General features: G+C 49.4%; 17 protein-coding genes. 13 read left to right on the top strand and 4 right to left on the bottom strand.

The window, feature by feature from the left end; genetic code table 11:
• The first annotated feature begins 62 nt into the window (after positions 1-62).
• The 3 genes from petN to H6G89_RS28155 all read left to right on the top strand — a co-directional run bounded on the left by petN (position 63) and on the right by H6G89_RS28155 (position 2,560).
• Positions 63-152: a cytochrome b6-f complex subunit PetN gene (gene petN, locus H6G89_RS28145; protein WP_190512921.1), complete on the top strand. Its 90-nt coding sequence runs from the start codon at positions 63-65 to the stop codon at positions 150-152.
• Positions 153-164: 12 nt separating this feature from the next.
• Complete coding sequence (locus H6G89_RS28150; RefSeq protein ID WP_190512923.1) at positions 165-317, top strand: hypothetical protein; 153 nt, start codon at positions 165-167, stop codon at positions 315-317.
• Positions 318-625: 308 nt separating this feature from the next.
• The gene (locus H6G89_RS28155) at positions 626-2,560 is read left to right on the top strand and encodes a primary-amine oxidase (protein ID WP_190512924.1); all 1,935 of its coding nucleotides are present in this window, start codon (positions 626-628) and stop codon (positions 2,558-2,560) included.
• Positions 2,561-2,638: 78 nt separating this feature from the next.
• Here H6G89_RS28155 and H6G89_RS28160 read toward each other — a convergent pair whose 3' ends face one another.
• Positions 2,639-3,352 carry a hypothetical protein gene (locus H6G89_RS28160; protein ID WP_190512926.1) on the bottom strand — a complete coding sequence of 238 codons (714 nt, stop codon included), beginning with the start codon at positions 3,350-3,352 and terminating at the stop codon, positions 2,639-2,641.
• A 437-nt stretch (positions 3,353-3,789) separates the two neighbouring features.
• Between H6G89_RS28160 and glmS the strand changes: the two genes are divergently transcribed.
• On the top strand, positions 3,790-5,691 hold the full coding sequence (gene glmS, locus H6G89_RS28165; protein ID WP_190512927.1) for a glutamine--fructose-6-phosphate transaminase (isomerizing): 1,902 nt from the start codon (positions 3,790-3,792) through the stop codon (positions 5,689-5,691).
• A 187-nt stretch (positions 5,692-5,878) separates the two neighbouring features.
• Here the strand turns inward: glmS and H6G89_RS28170 are convergent, their stop codons facing one another.
• On the bottom strand, positions 5,879-6,025 hold the full coding sequence (locus H6G89_RS28170) for a hypothetical protein (RefSeq protein ID WP_190512928.1): 147 nt from the start codon (positions 6,023-6,025) through the stop codon (positions 5,879-5,881).
• 36 nt (positions 6,026-6,061) lie between these two features.
• On the opposite strand from H6G89_RS28170, the gene H6G89_RS28175 reads away from it, so the two are divergent.
• Positions 6,062-6,463 carry a hypothetical protein gene (locus tag H6G89_RS28175; protein WP_190512929.1) on the top strand — a complete coding sequence of 134 codons (402 nt, stop codon included), beginning with the start codon at positions 6,062-6,064 and terminating at the stop codon, positions 6,461-6,463.
• Between the two features lie 11 nt (positions 6,464-6,474).
• Here the strand turns inward: H6G89_RS28175 and H6G89_RS28180 are convergent, their stop codons facing one another.
• Positions 6,475-8,439 (bottom strand): TnsD family Tn7-like transposition protein, encoded by a 1,965-nt coding sequence (locus H6G89_RS28180; RefSeq protein ID WP_190512930.1) that lies wholly within the window; start codon positions 8,437-8,439, stop codon positions 6,475-6,477.
• A 187-nt stretch (positions 8,440-8,626) separates the two neighbouring features.
• Positions 8,627-8,818, bottom strand: a complete 192-nt coding sequence (locus tag H6G89_RS28185; RefSeq protein WP_242060154.1) for a hypothetical protein — start codon at positions 8,816-8,818, stop codon at positions 8,627-8,629.
• Positions 8,819-9,074: 256 nt separating this feature from the next.
• Here H6G89_RS28185 and H6G89_RS28190 point away from each other — a divergent pair, with 256 nt between their 5' ends.
• The 8 genes from H6G89_RS28190 to H6G89_RS28225 all read left to right on the top strand — a co-directional run bounded on the left by H6G89_RS28190 (position 9,075) and on the right by H6G89_RS28225 (position 15,866).
• The gene (locus H6G89_RS28190; protein WP_190512931.1) at positions 9,075-9,386 is read left to right on the top strand and encodes a hypothetical protein; all 312 of its coding nucleotides are present in this window, start codon (positions 9,075-9,077) and stop codon (positions 9,384-9,386) included.
• Positions 9,383-9,727: a helix-turn-helix domain-containing protein gene (locus H6G89_RS28195; protein WP_190512932.1), complete on the top strand. Its 345-nt coding sequence runs from the start codon at positions 9,383-9,385 to the stop codon at positions 9,725-9,727. The genes H6G89_RS28190 and H6G89_RS28195 overlap by 4 nt, the downstream gene beginning before the upstream one ends.
• A 119-nt stretch (positions 9,728-9,846) precedes the next feature.
• Positions 9,847-11,667 carry a GmrSD restriction endonuclease domain-containing protein gene (locus H6G89_RS28200; RefSeq protein WP_190512933.1) on the top strand — a complete coding sequence of 607 codons (1,821 nt, stop codon included), beginning with the start codon at positions 9,847-9,849 and terminating at the stop codon, positions 11,665-11,667.
• Between the two features lie 71 nt (positions 11,668-11,738).
• Positions 11,739-12,812 carry a hypothetical protein gene (locus H6G89_RS28205; protein ID WP_190512935.1) on the top strand — a complete coding sequence of 358 codons (1,074 nt, stop codon included), beginning with the start codon at positions 11,739-11,741 and terminating at the stop codon, positions 12,810-12,812.
• A 267-nt stretch (positions 12,813-13,079) separates the two neighbouring features.
• Positions 13,080-13,274, top strand: coding sequence for a hypothetical protein (locus H6G89_RS28210; protein WP_190512937.1), 195 nt, complete (start codon positions 13,080-13,082; stop codon positions 13,272-13,274).
• 190 nt (positions 13,275-13,464) lie between these two features.
• Positions 13,465-14,886 (top strand): Uma2 family endonuclease, encoded by a 1,422-nt coding sequence (locus tag H6G89_RS28215; RefSeq protein ID WP_190512938.1) that lies wholly within the window; start codon positions 13,465-13,467, stop codon positions 14,884-14,886.
• Between the two features lie 79 nt (positions 14,887-14,965).
• Positions 14,966-15,547 (top strand): hypothetical protein, encoded by a 582-nt coding sequence (locus H6G89_RS28220; RefSeq protein WP_199336974.1) that lies wholly within the window; start codon positions 14,966-14,968, stop codon positions 15,545-15,547.
• Positions 15,516-15,866 carry a hypothetical protein gene (locus H6G89_RS28225; RefSeq protein WP_190512939.1) on the top strand — a complete coding sequence of 117 codons (351 nt, stop codon included), beginning with the start codon at positions 15,516-15,518 and terminating at the stop codon, positions 15,864-15,866. Before H6G89_RS28220 ends, H6G89_RS28225 begins: the two co-directional genes overlap by 32 nt.
• Positions 15,867-16,172 lie beyond the last annotated feature (306 nt).

A 16,172-nucleotide genomic window follows, 5' to 3' on the forward strand; every position in this document is an offset into this window, starting at 1 on the left:
CCCTCAGTAGATTATGATTGGATCTGGACAAAGTGTGAACAATTTATTCTTTACATTCAGTTATGGATATCTTGACTTTAGGATGGGTTTCGTTGCTGACGGTCTTCACTTTCTCAATCGCGATGGTCGTTTGGGGTCGTAACGGCTTCTAAATTGCAAACAGCATGACTCTTGAAACATACGCTCTCAATGCTCTAGCCGTGTTGGCGTTGGTGTTATTGCTGACAGTGACAGGTGGTATTGCTTACCTGACTACTGTGGAGTGGCGCGATCGCCGTCGTCAAGAGCGCGAAAAGCGGGAAGCCCGGAAACGCTAACCTCATTCATCAGTAATCTCTTTAGAGGCGCATCTCACGATGTGCCTCTCTTCCGTTTGGAGCCTAAATTTGCGTTTAGAGTCTATAGCAACCGAAGGGTTGGTTAGGACGGGGTGCAAGGGTGGAATCCCTGGCTGGGGGCGCAGCCCTCACACCCCCTTGTATTAACTATCTCGACAGTTGCTATAGATTGTAGTTAACCGAATCAAATACAACTTGCAGGTGCAAGTGTAGTTTGAGGGACAATTACCCGATCGATACCCCCCTCATACTGTTTCGGTACTGTTTTTTATTGTGTTGATTGGTGTATGACGACTGCCCGTGAACGGATTGAACTATCCTCTGCATCTTCTCTGGTTGCTCATCCTTTAGAACCGCTCACCGCCAAAGAAGTAACCGCTGCGGTCGCGATCGTGCGTGACCAACAGCCAGTCGGTGACTCATTTCGCTTTCCCTGTGTCACCTTACATGAGCCCCCCAAATCGTTTGTCCTGAACTACAAACCGGGTGAGCCATTTGAGCGAGAAGCTTTCCTGATTTTGTTAGACAACGCGACAGGTACAACCTACGAGGCGATCGTCTCTTTAACTCAAGGCAAAGTAACCTCATGGACAGCGGTTCCAGGGGTGCAGCCCAACATTATGGCAGATGAGTTATCCGAGTGCGAAGCAGCGGTTAAAGCGCATCCAGAGTTTCAAGCGGCGTTGGCAAAACGCGGCATCACGGATTTAGAGTCTGTTGTGGTTGATCCGTGGGCGATCGGCAACTTTGGTTTTGCCGACGAAGAAAACCTGCGCCTCTCCCGTTGTCTCTGTTATCTGCGGACAACTCCCGACAGCAATTTCTACGCCCGTCCGATTGATGGGTTGGTGCCCGTCGTAGACCTCAATAAAATGCAAGTTCTGCGAATTGAGGATATGGGTGTGGTGCCCGTCCCTCCGGAGTCTGGGGAGTATGAACCCCAGTTTCAACCCAGTCTGCGAACCGACATCAAACCCCTGCACATCACCCAACCCGAAGGGGTGGGCTTTGAGGTGAATGGGCACGAGATTCGCTGGCAAAAGTGGCAAATGCGAATTGGCTTCACGCCTCGTGAGGGGTTAGTGCTCTATACCGTGGGCTATGAAGATCAGGGGCAGTTGCGCTCCATTCTCTATCGCGCATCGATGGCAGAAATGGTGGTGCCCTACGGCGACCCCCGTCCACAACATTTCCGCAAAAATGCCTTTGACCTGGGCGAACACGGTGTGGGGATGCTGGCAAACTCGCTCAAGCTGGGGTGCGACTGCCTGGGAGAGATTCGCTATTTTGACGCTGTGCTGACGAATAGCCGGGGAGACGTGTCCATTATTGAGAATGCAGTCTGTCTCCATGAAGAAGACTATGGCATCTTGTGGAAACACACCGACTGGCGGCGCGATCGCGCTGAAGTGAGGCGATCGCGGCGGTTGGTGCTCTCCTTTATCGCCACGGTTGATAACTACGAATACGGCTTCTTCTGGTATTTCTATCAGGACGGCACGATTCAATACGAGATCAAGCTGACTGGGATTTTGCTCTGCGGAGCACTCGACAACTATCCCAAATTTGGCACGGTCGTTGCTCCAGAGTTAAACGCCATTAACCACCAGCATTTCTTCTGTATGCGGCTCGACTTTGACATCGATGGCAGCGAGAACTCTGTCTACGAGGTCAACAGCGAGTCGGAACCTCTGGGACCAGAAAACCCCTACGGCAATGCCTTCTTTGCGAAATCGACCTTACTGGCGACGGAGCAAGCGGCTCAACGGATCATCGATCCCTTTACCGCTCGCTATTGGAAGGTGGTGAATCCCTCTGTAAAGAACCGTCTGGAGCAACCCGTGGGCTATAAGATCGTGCCCGGAGAAAACGTCTTGCCCTTTGCCCATCCCGATGCGCCAATTCTCAAACGGGCTGGATTCATGACCAAACACCTGTGGGTCACCCCCTACGATGTGGAGGAAAAATATCCCACAGGGAAGTATCCCAACCAACATGCGGGGGGCGAAGGTTTGCCCCAGTGGACTCAGGGCGATCGCCCCATTGAGAACACCGATGTCGTGGTGTGGTATGTGTTTGGGCATCACCATATCCCCCGTCCTGAAGATTGGCCCGTTATGCCCACCGCCTATTCTGGGTTTATGCTCAAGCCAGTGAGCTTCTTTGACGCTAGCCCTGCATTAGACGTGCCACCATCGGTAACCCACAAGGCATGTCATTGAAGTGAGGGAATGGGGAATGGGGAATGGGGTGTTTCTCCCTACTCCCTACTCCCTCTTCTCTAATCCCCACTCCCTCCTCTAAACACCTGCTTCCGAGCAAGACACTCGTCTAAAATTCGCCCCAACCCCACCGGGACCTGTCTCTGCCACCCAACCTGTTACCCCAAAACGGTTAATCTGAACCCAGACACGCCCGTTTTCGGTTGCAGGTTGGGCCTGCACTTGGGGTGTACCCAGAATGCGAAAGCCATCATTAGGAAACAGTAGGGCATCGGTTGCGGCAGCGGCAGTATTAGGTGCGCGTCGAACGGTCAACGGAAACTGGGTTGTCACCACACCACAAACTGCACTACCTGTTGTATTAGGAACAGCGGCAGGAGGCGTTACGGGAGCATTGCCTGAGCGGCAGGGCAAAAGAAACGCTGCCTGAACGAAGCCTCCAATGGGTGAACTGATTTGTACCCAACCGCGATTGGGGTTACTGGCGAGGGTAATGCGAGTGCCTGCTGGAATGTCGGTCACTCGTACAGCTTCCAGATCGGCACCCCCATAAACTCGCTCAATCCGCAAGGTTTCGCGGCATTGTCCTACTAAGCCTTGGGCAACCTCCATCGCAGGGGCAGGAGCCACAGGAGACGCTGCTCCGCTTGAAGGAATTGCCTCAGCAGCCTCATTGTCCTGGGTGGGGCGATCGCTCACGGCTTGACTCGGCAAACCACTCATCACGGTCGTAACCAGGCTTAAAGCGGCAATGCAACCAACAAAACCAATTCTGACTTTACCGATGCTCATACTCACACCATGTTGAAGGAGGGATTACACTCCTTATATACTCCATGGGCGACTTTTCTCAGATCCCCGATTTTTGATGATGTCAATCAGCTGTCTTGGATTGTAGATTTAAACGGTATTCCAAACCTGTTGATAGTCTCCGTTAAGAACCCCTGTAGTCCCTCCTGCTGAGAGAACGGCGACAGGCGGGGTCAGTCGCAACAGATCTGAAACACTACCCAAATGTGACTACGGCTATAGTTACCCCTGCGGCAAATCCGATTGCGATCGCTTCAGCGTAAAGGAAGTGCCACCCTGTAAAATTGTCTGTTAACGTAGACGTTGTGGTAATGGTGTATTTTTGTGAGGCTTGGGCTGTGCCTACATCCCACAAGGAATTGCCTGTTTAGGCCATAGACGTTGTTAATTTCATTTCGTTCACAGGGAGTGCGACTCTGATGTGTGGAATCGTCGGTTATATCGGAACTCAGACGGCTAACGGGATTTTGCTAGATGGTCTACGGCGGCTGGAGTACCGAGGGTATGATTCCGCAGGCATTGCAACCCTCTCTGACGATAAGATTCATTGCGTCCGGGCAAAGGGAAAATTGCTCAACCTGGAAGCCAAATTGGCGGAGCAAAATCCCCCAGGACAGATCGGCATCGGTCATACCCGCTGGGCAACTCACGGTAAACCCGAAGAACACAATGCCCACCCCCATATGGACATGGCACGCCGAGTCGCCGTGGTGCAAAACGGCATTGTTGAAAACTACCGTGAACTGCGGGATGGGTTAAAGCAGCGCGGCTATGAATTTGTCACTGAAACCGATACGGAAGTGATTCCCAATCTGGTCGTGGAATGTCTCGACCAGATGCGGGTAGACAATGAATTAGAGCAGTATGGCTCTCCATTGAGTGAAGCGGTGCGACGAGTGGTCAACAAATTGGAAGGAGCCTTCGCGATCGCCATCATCTGCACTGAATATCCCGATGAGATCGTCATCGCTCGCCAACAAGCACCCCTGGTGATTGGCTTTGGGCAAGGGGAATTCTTCTGCGCGTCGGATACGCCCGCCATCCAGTCTCACACTCGCGCCGTTGTTCCTCTCGAAAATGGCGAGATGGCAACCCTCACCCCTCTGGGCGTTGAGATGTACACCTTTGAGGGCAAACGAATCCGCCGACAACCGCATTTGCTCAGTAGTGCGGCGATCGCCACTGAAAAGCAAGGCTATCGTCACTACATGCTCAAGGAAATCTATGAGCAACCCAGTGTGGTGCGGAGTTGCTTAGACACCTACATCAAACCCGACTGGACTGCCAGCCAGGGCACCAACCCGATCGATTTAGGACTACCTGACGAACTCTACACAGAACTAGAGCAGATCCAGATCGTCGCCTGTGGCACCAGTTGGCACGCCAGTCTGGTCGGCAAGTATTTACTGGAACAGGTGGCAGGCGTTCCGACCCACGTGCAATATGCATCTGAGTTTCGCTACGCACCCCCACCACTTGCGCCCAATGTGTTGATCATCGGTGTCACGCAGTCCGGTGAAACGGCTGATACGCTATCTGCGATTAACATGGAGCGACAACGACGGTCAGAACAATCCCCTCAACTCTGGGCACGCTTTTTGGGCATCACGAACCGGATGCAGAGCACTCTGTCGCGATCGGTGGATCACGTCATCAACACCCACGCTGGTATCGAGATTGGCGTAGCCGCAACCAAGAGCTTTACCGCTCAACTCGTCGCTTTCTATTGTCTGGCACTCGATTTTGCCTATCGCCGCAAGATGATTGCCCCAGAACGGCTAGAGCAGATTATTAATGGATTACGCCACATCCCCATGCAAATTGAATCCTCTTTAAGGGATCAGGAAAAACAAGCCGAAACGCTGGCACACGACTTCTCGGAAGCAAAGGATTTTATCTTTGTCGGACGGGGTGTGAACTTCCCGATCGCCCTTGAGGGAGCACTCAAACTGAAGGAAATTAGCTACATCCATGCGGAGGGCTATCCATCCGGTGAGATGAAGCATGGTCCGATCGCCCTACTGGATGAAAAAGTTACGGTTGTGTCGATCGCCATTCCAGGTTTGGTCTACGAGAAGGTGCTCTCCAATGCCCAGGAGGCAAAGGCACGCGATGCCCGCATTATCGGCGTGACCTCATCCACGGATCCGCATGTCACAGAGATCTATGACGACCTATTGCCCATTCCAGAAGTGGATGAGTTGCTGTCGCCGTTGTTGACGGTGGTGCCGTTGCAGTTTCTCGCCTATCACATAGCGGCTCGTCGCGGTCTGGATGTGGATCAGCCTCGAAATCTCGCGAAGAGTGTCACGGTTGAGTGAGGAGATGAGTGATGCAGACGATTGTGATCAATGGGAATAATGTTCTTTGCCACAAATAAAGTTCTTTACTAGCAAATAAAGTTCTTTACTAACTGGCACAGAGCATAAATACTTACTTCTGCTCGTAACAATCCCTTCGAGCAAGATTGAAGGGCAGGGGCAGTCTTGAAGCGATCGCTATTCATCGCTAATCCAGTTGGTTAAGCTGGTAAACTGCCCCTGCTTTGTCCTTACCTTTAGTGCCTAAACCATTATTGCTGCCGTGTTTTAGCAAGGCTAAGAGATTAAATTTGAAAACGGGACTGGTTGTGTTACAAGCTAGATTATTCGTCAAGGTTCAAATCCTTCAATTTCACCTAAAGGTGTTTGCATGCTAGATCCTGCAAAACCTGTTGGAGATTGCTCTCCACAAGATTTAGTTGCAGCCCTAATGCTTAAGGCTGCATTCAACCAGTTTGACCCTAAACAGGTTTTGTCTGATCTTTATGCTCATAGAGAGTGGTGGAAAAGCTTTGCAATGGGACCACCGTTACCCGAAGATACAGAATACCCTCTAGATAGGGTACTAATTGCACTTCGAGATTTGCACTATAGGTGGAAAGCAGACACTTTGTATGTCCTGTCTTGTGCCGACGACTATGTAATTCCTTTGCTCGATTTAAGCAAGGAATGGCAATGCAGCAGTACAGAGGTTATTGATCGCACTCGTACCGGTTCTCTCTTAGGCAGACATCCTGCTCCACCGCCAGTCGTTGTTTATTGGTGGGACTGAAAAGGATTGATCTAATCTTGTTGATCTAGAACCTCATAATTTGGTTTTAAAGTGAACGCACCGTGTAGTAACTCTAATGCTGAGTCGATAGCCTCATGAATTGGTTGAAGTGTTATAAGTTCTGGGCGTAAACCTGCCCGACGAATTAACTGCCATCTTTGTGGATAACTACCTTCTTGTCTATAACAATGTACAACCCAGTTAATTCGTCGCAATGCAAAAGATTCACGAGTTTCTACAACATCCGTCAAAACTTTTGCCGTTAGCGGTAACTTATCTAGATGTTTTTGAATCAGAGCTAGTTGACCTAATTCACGTGCGATCGCTGCAATTGTGACCTGATTCGGTCGTCCTCCCTGTTTGTATAACTTGGTAGCAGAAAGCCTCACTGCTTCTGCAAGTTCAGCATCTCGTCTCTCCCAATCCACACGTGGACATGGCGAGTTTGTTTGTTTTTTAGGAGGCAGGTTAGCTTCTAGCCACTCACGATCATTTCGTCGTAACCAGGTATAAACTCTTTGAAATTGGTTCTTCAGTTTCGTTCTTCCTGATGTAAGGTTTTCTCTTCGTGCAGACAACCATTCCATCCTGTAGTTCTCCAGAGTAGCTGCTGGCAATCCTTCTCGATTTTCTGATGAAGAAACAAGTTCCCTATTACTTCTGTTGGTTTGTCGCTCACCCTGACGTGGAAAAGGTAATTCCAGCGCAGCAGCATGTAGTTTGACAGTAGTTGGATCAACTCCAAGCTCTCGTGCCATGCCTCGAAGACTGACTGTCGAATCAGCCCACAGTTCTTTCAACTTTTCTTCCCAGACTGAGCCAAAAGCTCGAATCTTTGTAATGCGAAACTGATCCTCTTGAGTTTTATCAGGACCAGTACGGCAGTAGATGAAGCCACAAGAGCAATGAAATGTACCTACTGGCTTTCCGTGATCTTGAGTGTAAGTAATTTCACACGTTTGAATTACAGGTTGATGAAAATGAGAGGCAGCTTGATTTAGACAAGGCCAAGGTCCCTTACCAAAAGGTTTGAATTGATTAGGAAGCTGAAAGAATGACTCGGCTGAATACTCTAGAAATTGTATGAGCAATAGGTGATGTAGGGGATGCTGGGAACCTTTGGGCGATCGGATTAACCGAAGTAACCAACTATGCTGACTTTCAACATCAATTTCACATTGCATACTTTGAAGGAAACCGTTGGAATAGAAATGACAAAACTCGTTCAACAACTGATTAATTCGCACCCTACCGCTACTTGTGGCGAGTTCTCTCTCTGCAAGTAGTTGATGATAACGCTTCAACAGCACATCTAATCCGGGCGGGGAAATAGTTTGCTTTAGCAGCCAAGCAGCATCCTGTGCAATTTTCAGCAGAATTTTGTGGTGAGGTTGTAGTACATCGAGTGAGCGTGTCTTTGGTAGTTGAATTCCCTGCTCTGCTGCAACAAACTCATGACGAGTCTGAGGATTCTGAATCCGAACATAGCTATTTAAAAGACCAACATTGTGGTCAACACAAATCTCAACTCCGGGTAATTGGTGAAGACGATGCCAGTAACACTCACCAAATTCTTGTTCATCGTGCAATGCACAGAGAGGACAAAACCTGAGCCATTCTAGAGGGCGAATAGTACTTGCCATAATACCAGAGCGCATTTTAATGGCTGGTCCTCGTGCCCCTTCCATATCAGCCCAAAGTTCTCGAGCCTGTTTAGGATGTAAGAAGGGCGCAAAAAACGGAAAGAGTGTGAAATCGTTGATCAAGCGTTTAATCGTATATGGACTACCAGGTGGTAATGCAGAAACCAGACTGCCAAGATTACTGGGTAAGTCAACAACAGCGATCGCTGCTTCATCTCCAAACAACTCCTGCATAGTATCTTTCATATTCGGATACTGCATCCGCCTATGAAATCGAGCACAGAGACTGTAAAGCAGCTCATCTGGGTAAGGAGCAGGAAAGCATCCAAGCATGATTGCTTATTAATGGCTTAATCTTCGTTCCACAACTGCGATGCCTGGTTAGAGGCATCGCAGCAGAATCTTCTGAATCTACGCGAACTCAGCTAAGCAGTTCAGCCAGAAATAGGCAGATCGAGTTCGACGGAGATTATGAGGAGTAATTGAACAGTTGTGATTCTTGCCAACTAATGACGAGCCGTTAGCGGTCATTGTTGGATGAGGTGCGTTTCGAGTCTTCTTTCTTCTGCATCCACAGAGCGATCGCCTCCTCAAGAGCCTCACTTTGACTCATCTCCTCTGAAGTGCAGAGGACTTTGAATCGCAGTGCAAGCTCTTTAGGCACATAGCCGCTTACCTGAGCGTAATTGGGGTCGTCACGCTTAGTTACCAAGTCGCCTGAGTGGGGTTCACGTAAATTTCCTGAATTCATCATCTCATGAAGGCATGAAATCCTTTAAACTGCATTATTTCATGAAGTAACTACTTCATGAAATAATGCTAGCATCTTATTGGCTGTGTATGTATTCCTTCTTGGTATGAACTCAGATGCTTCAGCCTCTCAACCCTCTTTAGGAGATAGAAACTCCAACCCTTCAGCTTTTTTTAGCGATGAGGGGGTAGGTTTGCTTTTTGGGCAGAATGCTTCCGTGGTAGTAATTCCCCCTGATTTTGCGGCTGCCCAGTTGCCCAAATATTCAATAGGTAGTCGGTGCCGTTTGGCTCCACAGACCCATTCAGAATGGGGAACGATAATTGGGCAGATTTATGCTCCTGTATTTAAGGACTTAGGCAAATCAAGGCAGAAGGCAGATTGGTGGTCCTGGATTTACCTCGTCTTGCTAGACGCCGATAGTCCATCAAGAGGTTGGATCATTGCTGATTGGGTTGATGAAGAAGATTTAGAGCTTCTTCCTGCTGGACAAGATCTATCGGCTTCTGATGAATCGGAGGCTTTATGACACGTAGATCAGGACAAGTCCCATTTGGAGAAGTTGAACGGGTACTGTTTCGAACTTACGTCAACTGCCAAATTGCGATCGCCCATCCCCGCGAGCTGTATGAGGAACTTGATCTCACCCAGGAGCAACTAGCGATTGTCGCCGGATGTAGCTTAGCCACAATGGAGCGCTGGATGAGCCAAAACAATGAACCCCGAATGCTCAAAGAGGTTTACCTGCGTCGATTAGGGGAGTTCCGGTTTTTACTCCGTCATTACCGTGAAATTCCTGCTGAAGCATGGGATCGTCTTTGCCCACTCCCACCCAGAGATCGTGCCATTCTCTTTCCAGACCAGTCCTGACAAATGTGTGGTTCTTTCCCTCATTTGAGGGGAATTTGCTGGAGACGCTTGTTTGAGTTAGTACGCTCGATCTATCGTGACAACAATCTCTCCAATCGCCGTTAAGGAACCCGCAAAACATGGACGGAATGCTCTCCAATTTCGATATCGGCAAACCCGTACTGGCAGATCTCCTTCTACAAATCCATCTGGGTAAGATCCAGCTACCGGATCTCCAGCGCAGTTTCTGCTGGCTCGACGATCTGATCATTCGTCTTTTGGCAAGCATCAGCAAAGGCTGGACCATTGGGGCAATTATGCTATTGGAGAACAACAGCCCTCACTGGGTCTTTCGTCCTCGTCTGGTTGAAGGCGTTCAACTAGAAAACTCGCCGATTCCGACTTACCTGATTCTGGATGGACAGCAAAGACTGACAGCCCTCTACATGGCGCTCTTTTCAAACCGTCCTGTCCAGCTTCGGAGCAAGCGAAACTACAAGCATTCCAACCGTTGGTATTACATCGATATGGAAAAGGCACTAGATCCTCAGGTTCGGCGTGAACAGGCGATCGTCAGCCTGAATGAGGATCGCATTAAAGCCGGGTGTGGCACCGAAGGCAAAAAGATTGATTGCTCCACGCCAGAAAAAGAGTACGAGCAGAACTTGTTCCCAACTACCAGCACCTTTCAGTTCTCAAAATGGCGGCAGGAATACTGCAAATATTGGAACTACGCACCTGAAAAGCTGGAATTAATCGACAAGTTCGAGCAGGAAATCATCAAGCGGTTTGAGCATTATCAGCTACCCGTCATTGAATTGATGGCATCACTGCCCCGCCCTGCTGTCTGCCAGATGTTCGAGAACGTGAACACGCAAAATTCAGTGCTCACCTTTTTTGATCTCGCTACCGCCTGCTTTGCCGCCGACAACTTCTCCCTCCGAGAAGATTGGGCGGAGAAAGAGCAGCAACTCAAAAAACACCGATTGCTGCATTCCGTGCGGGAAACAGATTTTCTCAGTTGTGTGACTCTGGTCGCAACTTATTACCGTCGCCAACATGCCATCAAAACCTCAACTCCCTCACAAAAGCTCCCGGCAGTCGCCTGCGGGCGGGATGAGGTTTTGAATCTGTCGGTTGAGGAATACAAAACCTTTGCCCCGCGAGTGGTGGTGGGGTATGAAGAGGCAGTAAGGTTTTTACATGGACAACGGATTGTGACGGCTGAGGATCTGCCCTACCAGATTCAACTGGTTGCTCTTGCTGCTGTGCTCGCGGTAATCGGCTATCCGCAGGAACAGGTGCGCTCAAAGTTAGAACAGTGGTTCTGGTGCGGGGCTTGCACCGCGTTCTACACCTCCTGGCACGAGGCACGAGCTTCAAGAGATATGTTGGAGGTGCCAGACTGGTTGATGGGCAATAGTCTGGTCGTTCCAAGCACAGTACGGGAGGCGCTGTTTGACCGCAGCTTCCTACAGCGCACTCAGCGGCGACACGGCTCTGTCTACAAGAGCATCAGCGCTTTGTTGCGGAAAAATGGGGCGATCGACCTGGCTACTGGCGAAGCACTATCAGATGTGAACTTCTTTAATGACCCGATTGAGTGCCACCATCTTTTTCCCACCGCTTATGCCAAACGTCAGGCAATTCCTGCCTCCCAGTACAACTGCCTAGTGAACCTGACTCCGCTGTCCCAACTCAGCAATAAAAAGATTGGTGGTAAGGCACCGAATGAGTATCTTCAAGCATTGGTGGATCAAGGTATCTCCCGATCTCGACTCGACTCGATTTTGCGATCGCACCTGGTAGAGCCGGAAACTTTGTGGCAGAACGACTTTGAAATGTTTTTGATCAGCCGCACAGAGAACTTGCTGAAGTTGGTGAGTGAAGCGATGGGAAAAACGGCAATAGGGAGGTCTTTTGAGATAGAACTGCCAGCCTTGCTTGTGTCCTACAGGTAAGCCGTTGCTTCCTAACTCCTTGAGGTGCATTATTCCGAGCGCTGTAACTTGTGATCAGGGAAAGAAGATCTATGCCACTTTATGCCATCCTCCACAGTGATATCGAAGGGCTACACGAGAAAAGCTGCACGTTGGTTCATGCGGGTTCTCCCGTTGAAATTGCCCAACATATGCTGGCTCACCCAAAGCAGTGGCAGGCGTTGCTGTACCAGCTTTACCCGGATGACGGGGATTCTCGCAGTCTTTGGCAACGGATTCAGGCGGATAAACTCACGCCCGAAACGTTGTTGGCGCTAATTAATCAAACCTGTTGCGATGAACCAGCTGAGATGGTACGAATTCAGCCAGTTCAGGTTCAGTCCCTTAACCAGGTAAAGGTTGAAACCCGGTGGATAGGTTCCGATGCTTCAGACTACTTAGACAGCATGTCCGGAGATCCCCCTGTTTCATCAGCACAAACCCTCTCCTCATCGACCATTGAGGAACTTCTGGCAATTTACACGCAGCTCAGACGACGCAAAGGCAGGGAGTTATCCGCTCAACTGAATCAAATGAGGCAGCAGGTCATTGCTGAATTTGATTCAATCCGTCAGCGAGAGCTAGAATTCACTGCCCTTCAGGAAACTTTGCTCGATCAACTTCAGACTCATTTTGCTTTCGATGCGCGATCGCTTCTAACAACAATCGATTTCGAGCGGTTTGTACACTCCATGTTGGTAGCAGGTTTAGAGAAATCAGGCGTAACACCACCGCTGCAAGTTGCCCAAAGCCCGGCAGATTGGGTGTTAAAAACCCTGCCTCACCCCCTACAACTGCAAAACATTCAGATAATCAGACCCTCTAAAGAACCTGAAATTACTGAGTTTTTTGTTGAGATGCAGGTCAGTTTGGGGGATTGGTCCCAGTTTTTGTCTGTTCCAGTTGGTGGATCAAAAGATGGCCTCTCGGTTTCCTATCAGCCTCTTTATACGACGCAACAGTGGATTGAGGTCAGCTACCAGATACAAAAGAACCTGGTGAAACTTCCGATCGCTCCTGACTTACAGCTTGGATTAGCCCAAGAACTGGTCTGCCTGCTCACATACATCGGTGAGCTGTTCAACATTACTGGAATCGTCGATCGCCTTGGTAGTTTGCAGATCTGAGATAGGCGTCGCCATTCCAACGAGGAAATTGAAGGTCCTAGCTGAGGTTAAGGCTTTCAGTTCATGTCTAATTGCAAGCTTACAAATATGTCTAAATCGCTCAAGTTGCCCTGCAAACGTTACTTCCTCATTTCGATGCTGCTTGCCTTTTGGCTTGGAGTAAACAAGTCCCTACTTTTCAAAGGAGTCCTTTCGTACAAACGAGCGTTAAAGATACAAAGTTGGTTACTTCATCTTTGGCAGGTGGAACAAAAGCAACTTTGTGTTGTGACTTTTCAAGTTCTTGAACAATGTCTTAGAAGTGGCGAAATCGATTTAGATGAGGACGTTTTGGAATATTTCAAAGACCTGAAGGCGATGGAAGCCGAAGGTCGGTATAACGAAATTCTGCATCAACTGTATGTGCCTCGAAACAAATCTCACGAAGAAGGTGGCAAATGCACAGTTCCCAGGCACGATTGATTCAGAACATCAGTAATTTTGGGATTGGTCGGATTATTGCATTGATATCTGAATTGAAGAGATGGAACAGGCGAAAGCAGGATAACCTGTAGCTGGGATAGGATACTTGGTGTTTGAAGATGGAAGAGACGATGATCGTTTAATTACTCCACTATTCTGAATTGAATGATTGTCATTGGGGCTGATTCTCATGTCTGCAAGCCTGCTGGATGATTATCACGCCTGGTCACCAGGTTCCAAAATTGAATTAGTGAACGGGCAATTAATCGTTGGAGACAGCCTCGTTCACAGCCGTCGATTACTAAGCCAAATTCTTCGAGGGTGGGGTGTAGAAGCGATCGCTGCCCTTGCATCAGAACGATTGTGGTGGGAGGCGTTATCCCGCACGTTCGGCGCACCAATGCTCACCAATCTCGATGGGTTTGATGCTTCCACACTGCAACAGTGGGCAGAGGTCATTGACTATCAGCCAGAGAACCCTCCCCATCACGGCGATTGGCGATTTTCCTATTCTCAACTGCGGCAAGCCTTACGAATGGCGATGTTTGGGTTGGGGATGCGCTATGAAAAATTGGGACAGTCGTTGGGCGGTGGGTTTGTCCATCGGTTAGGGCAGCATGGGTTCATGCCCGATGTCCTGTTTTTCCGGGGTGAGCCGCGCAATCGGCTGTATGAGTATTACCTGGAGGGAGCGGCAGACGTGGTTGTGGAGTTCCTCCAACTGGGTTGTGAGGAGTACACCTACACCGTCAAGAAGCCGATTTATCAGGCGGCTGGTGTTCCGGAACTGTGGATTGTGGATGTGGCTCAATGCCACATGGAATTATGGCGGCTCGTTGACGGAACATACCAGCGACAAACAATCGATGCGGCTGGACAATATGTGGTTTCCAGCGTTCCGGGCTTGACCTTCCTCCCCGACAAGATTTGGCTGGCAAAAGATGACTGGGATTATCCGCTCGAAGAGACCTGGTTTGAAGTAGCAGCAGATGCCCCTCGGCTTACCCGATTGCCTCGAATGGGGGAAGGGGTTGATTGGAGCAAAGCACTGCTCAAATTTCCAGTTGCGTTAGACCCAGTGACGATCGCTTTTGACGACTACATCTATTGGTGTCCAGAGGCAAAGTTTGAGTTCCTCAACGGACGACCTGACATTGGCGGACGAGAAGGCATCAAGGGATTGGCAGGAATGCTCATGATGACCTTTGGATTGGCAGAGGTTGTCAAATTGGCCCATCCGCGTGATTGGGTCGCTGCTCTGCTGGCACAACGAAGGGTAGCCTCTGACCCTAACCACAAAGCAGATGTTTGGAAATTGGCGCGAGATACGGCTACGTTCCTGCGGGATCACTACTCCATCGATCGCATTGTGGTGGCGGGCGATCTGGTTGCACCTGAACCCTTAAATCTATGGTCTGAGCTAGTGCTGGTTGTTTGGGGATTGCCAGAGGTTGAGCCACCCCGTTCTGAGTCAGGTCGAACCCAATATACCAGCCCAGAAGCGATCGCACGACATTTAAGTGACTATCCTCGGATTCGCCTGGTGGATGCTGGTAAAGGTCTCACCTCTACCGAAACAGCACTGTTGAATGCAGGCTATGTCGAGCTTTGAGGAATTTTCCGTCTTGGGGTTTGCTGGATTGGGTTGGGCGATAAAGTGGTGATGGATATAAAGAGCCTGGAGTTTCAGGATGGCTCAGACTGTGAAAGAGATGCAGGTTGGTCAATACCTGACGCTGGAGGAGTTTTGCACCTGCACACAAACTTACCAGAAGTATGCGGATCGGATTGACCCGTACCCTGAAAACCTGGAAGAGACAATCCCAGCGTTGGAGGCTCTGTGTCATCACATCCTTGACCCTGTGATTGCTCACTTCGGCAGGGAGCGGTTTCAGTTGACCTATGGGTTCTGTTCAAAGAATTTGAAGCGGTTTCTGGCTCAGAAAGACCCAGAAACGGGGATTAAGAATGGGCGAGTTGATCCGAGCCGCGACCAGCACATGGCACATGAGAAGAACCGAAATGGCAAGTATTACTGCGATCGCCTCGGTGCTGCCTGTGATTTTCGGGTTATGGGGTTGGGGAGCGATCGCCTCGTGGAGTGGATTCTGGAACAGCAGTTACTGTTTGATTCGTTGTATTACTATGGGGTCGATCGACCCATCCACATCAGTTACGCTCCTCAACAAAGGCATAGCATTTGGACGTTTACGGATGGAGGAGTGCCTACGAGGAAAGGTATTGAGAAATGGATTAATCAACGGAGGAAGTAGGGGTGAGATCGCCTCGGTGCTGCCTGTGATTTTCAGATCGTGGGGTTGGAGAGCGATCGCCTCGTGGAGTGGATTCTGGAGCGGCGATTACCGCTCGATTCTCTGTACTACTATGGGTGCGATCGACCTATCCACGTTAGCTACGGATCTCAGAAAAGGCTTAACATCTGGGCGTTTACAGACGGAGGAGTACCTACGAGGAGGGTCATTGGACAATGGATTAACCAAATGGGTAAGTAGTGTTGTTAGGTTCCGCGATCGAATTGATATCGCTCTCCGGATTACTCGTACAACAATGTTTTGTTATGTAGCCGATTGATCGAGCGAACTGAGGTCCAGTGAAAGTCTGTTTAGTGCTTGAAGGCACGTTCTATCTAAATAGATGGATCTCTCGATAAATCTGCTGCCCTAGTAGCTAAGTTGAAGAAACAGAGCACGATTGAGCAATCCACCAAATTGAGGGACTACTCATCCCTGTAGCGTTGTAAAAGCACTACACAGTATAACCACTATTACATAATACGGGGATTGTAAATTAGATTGTGTCAAAGGTCAGAAATGAGATCTAATGAACTACTAGACCCGAGACACTCGTACTATGACTTTTCGACCTGAACTCCTCGAT

Origin of the sequence: Oscillatoria sp. FACHB-1407, assembly GCF_014697545.1 — a bacterium.
In the GTDB taxonomy this organism is placed as follows: Bacteria; Cyanobacteriota; Cyanobacteriia; order Elainellales; family Elainellaceae; genus FACHB-1407.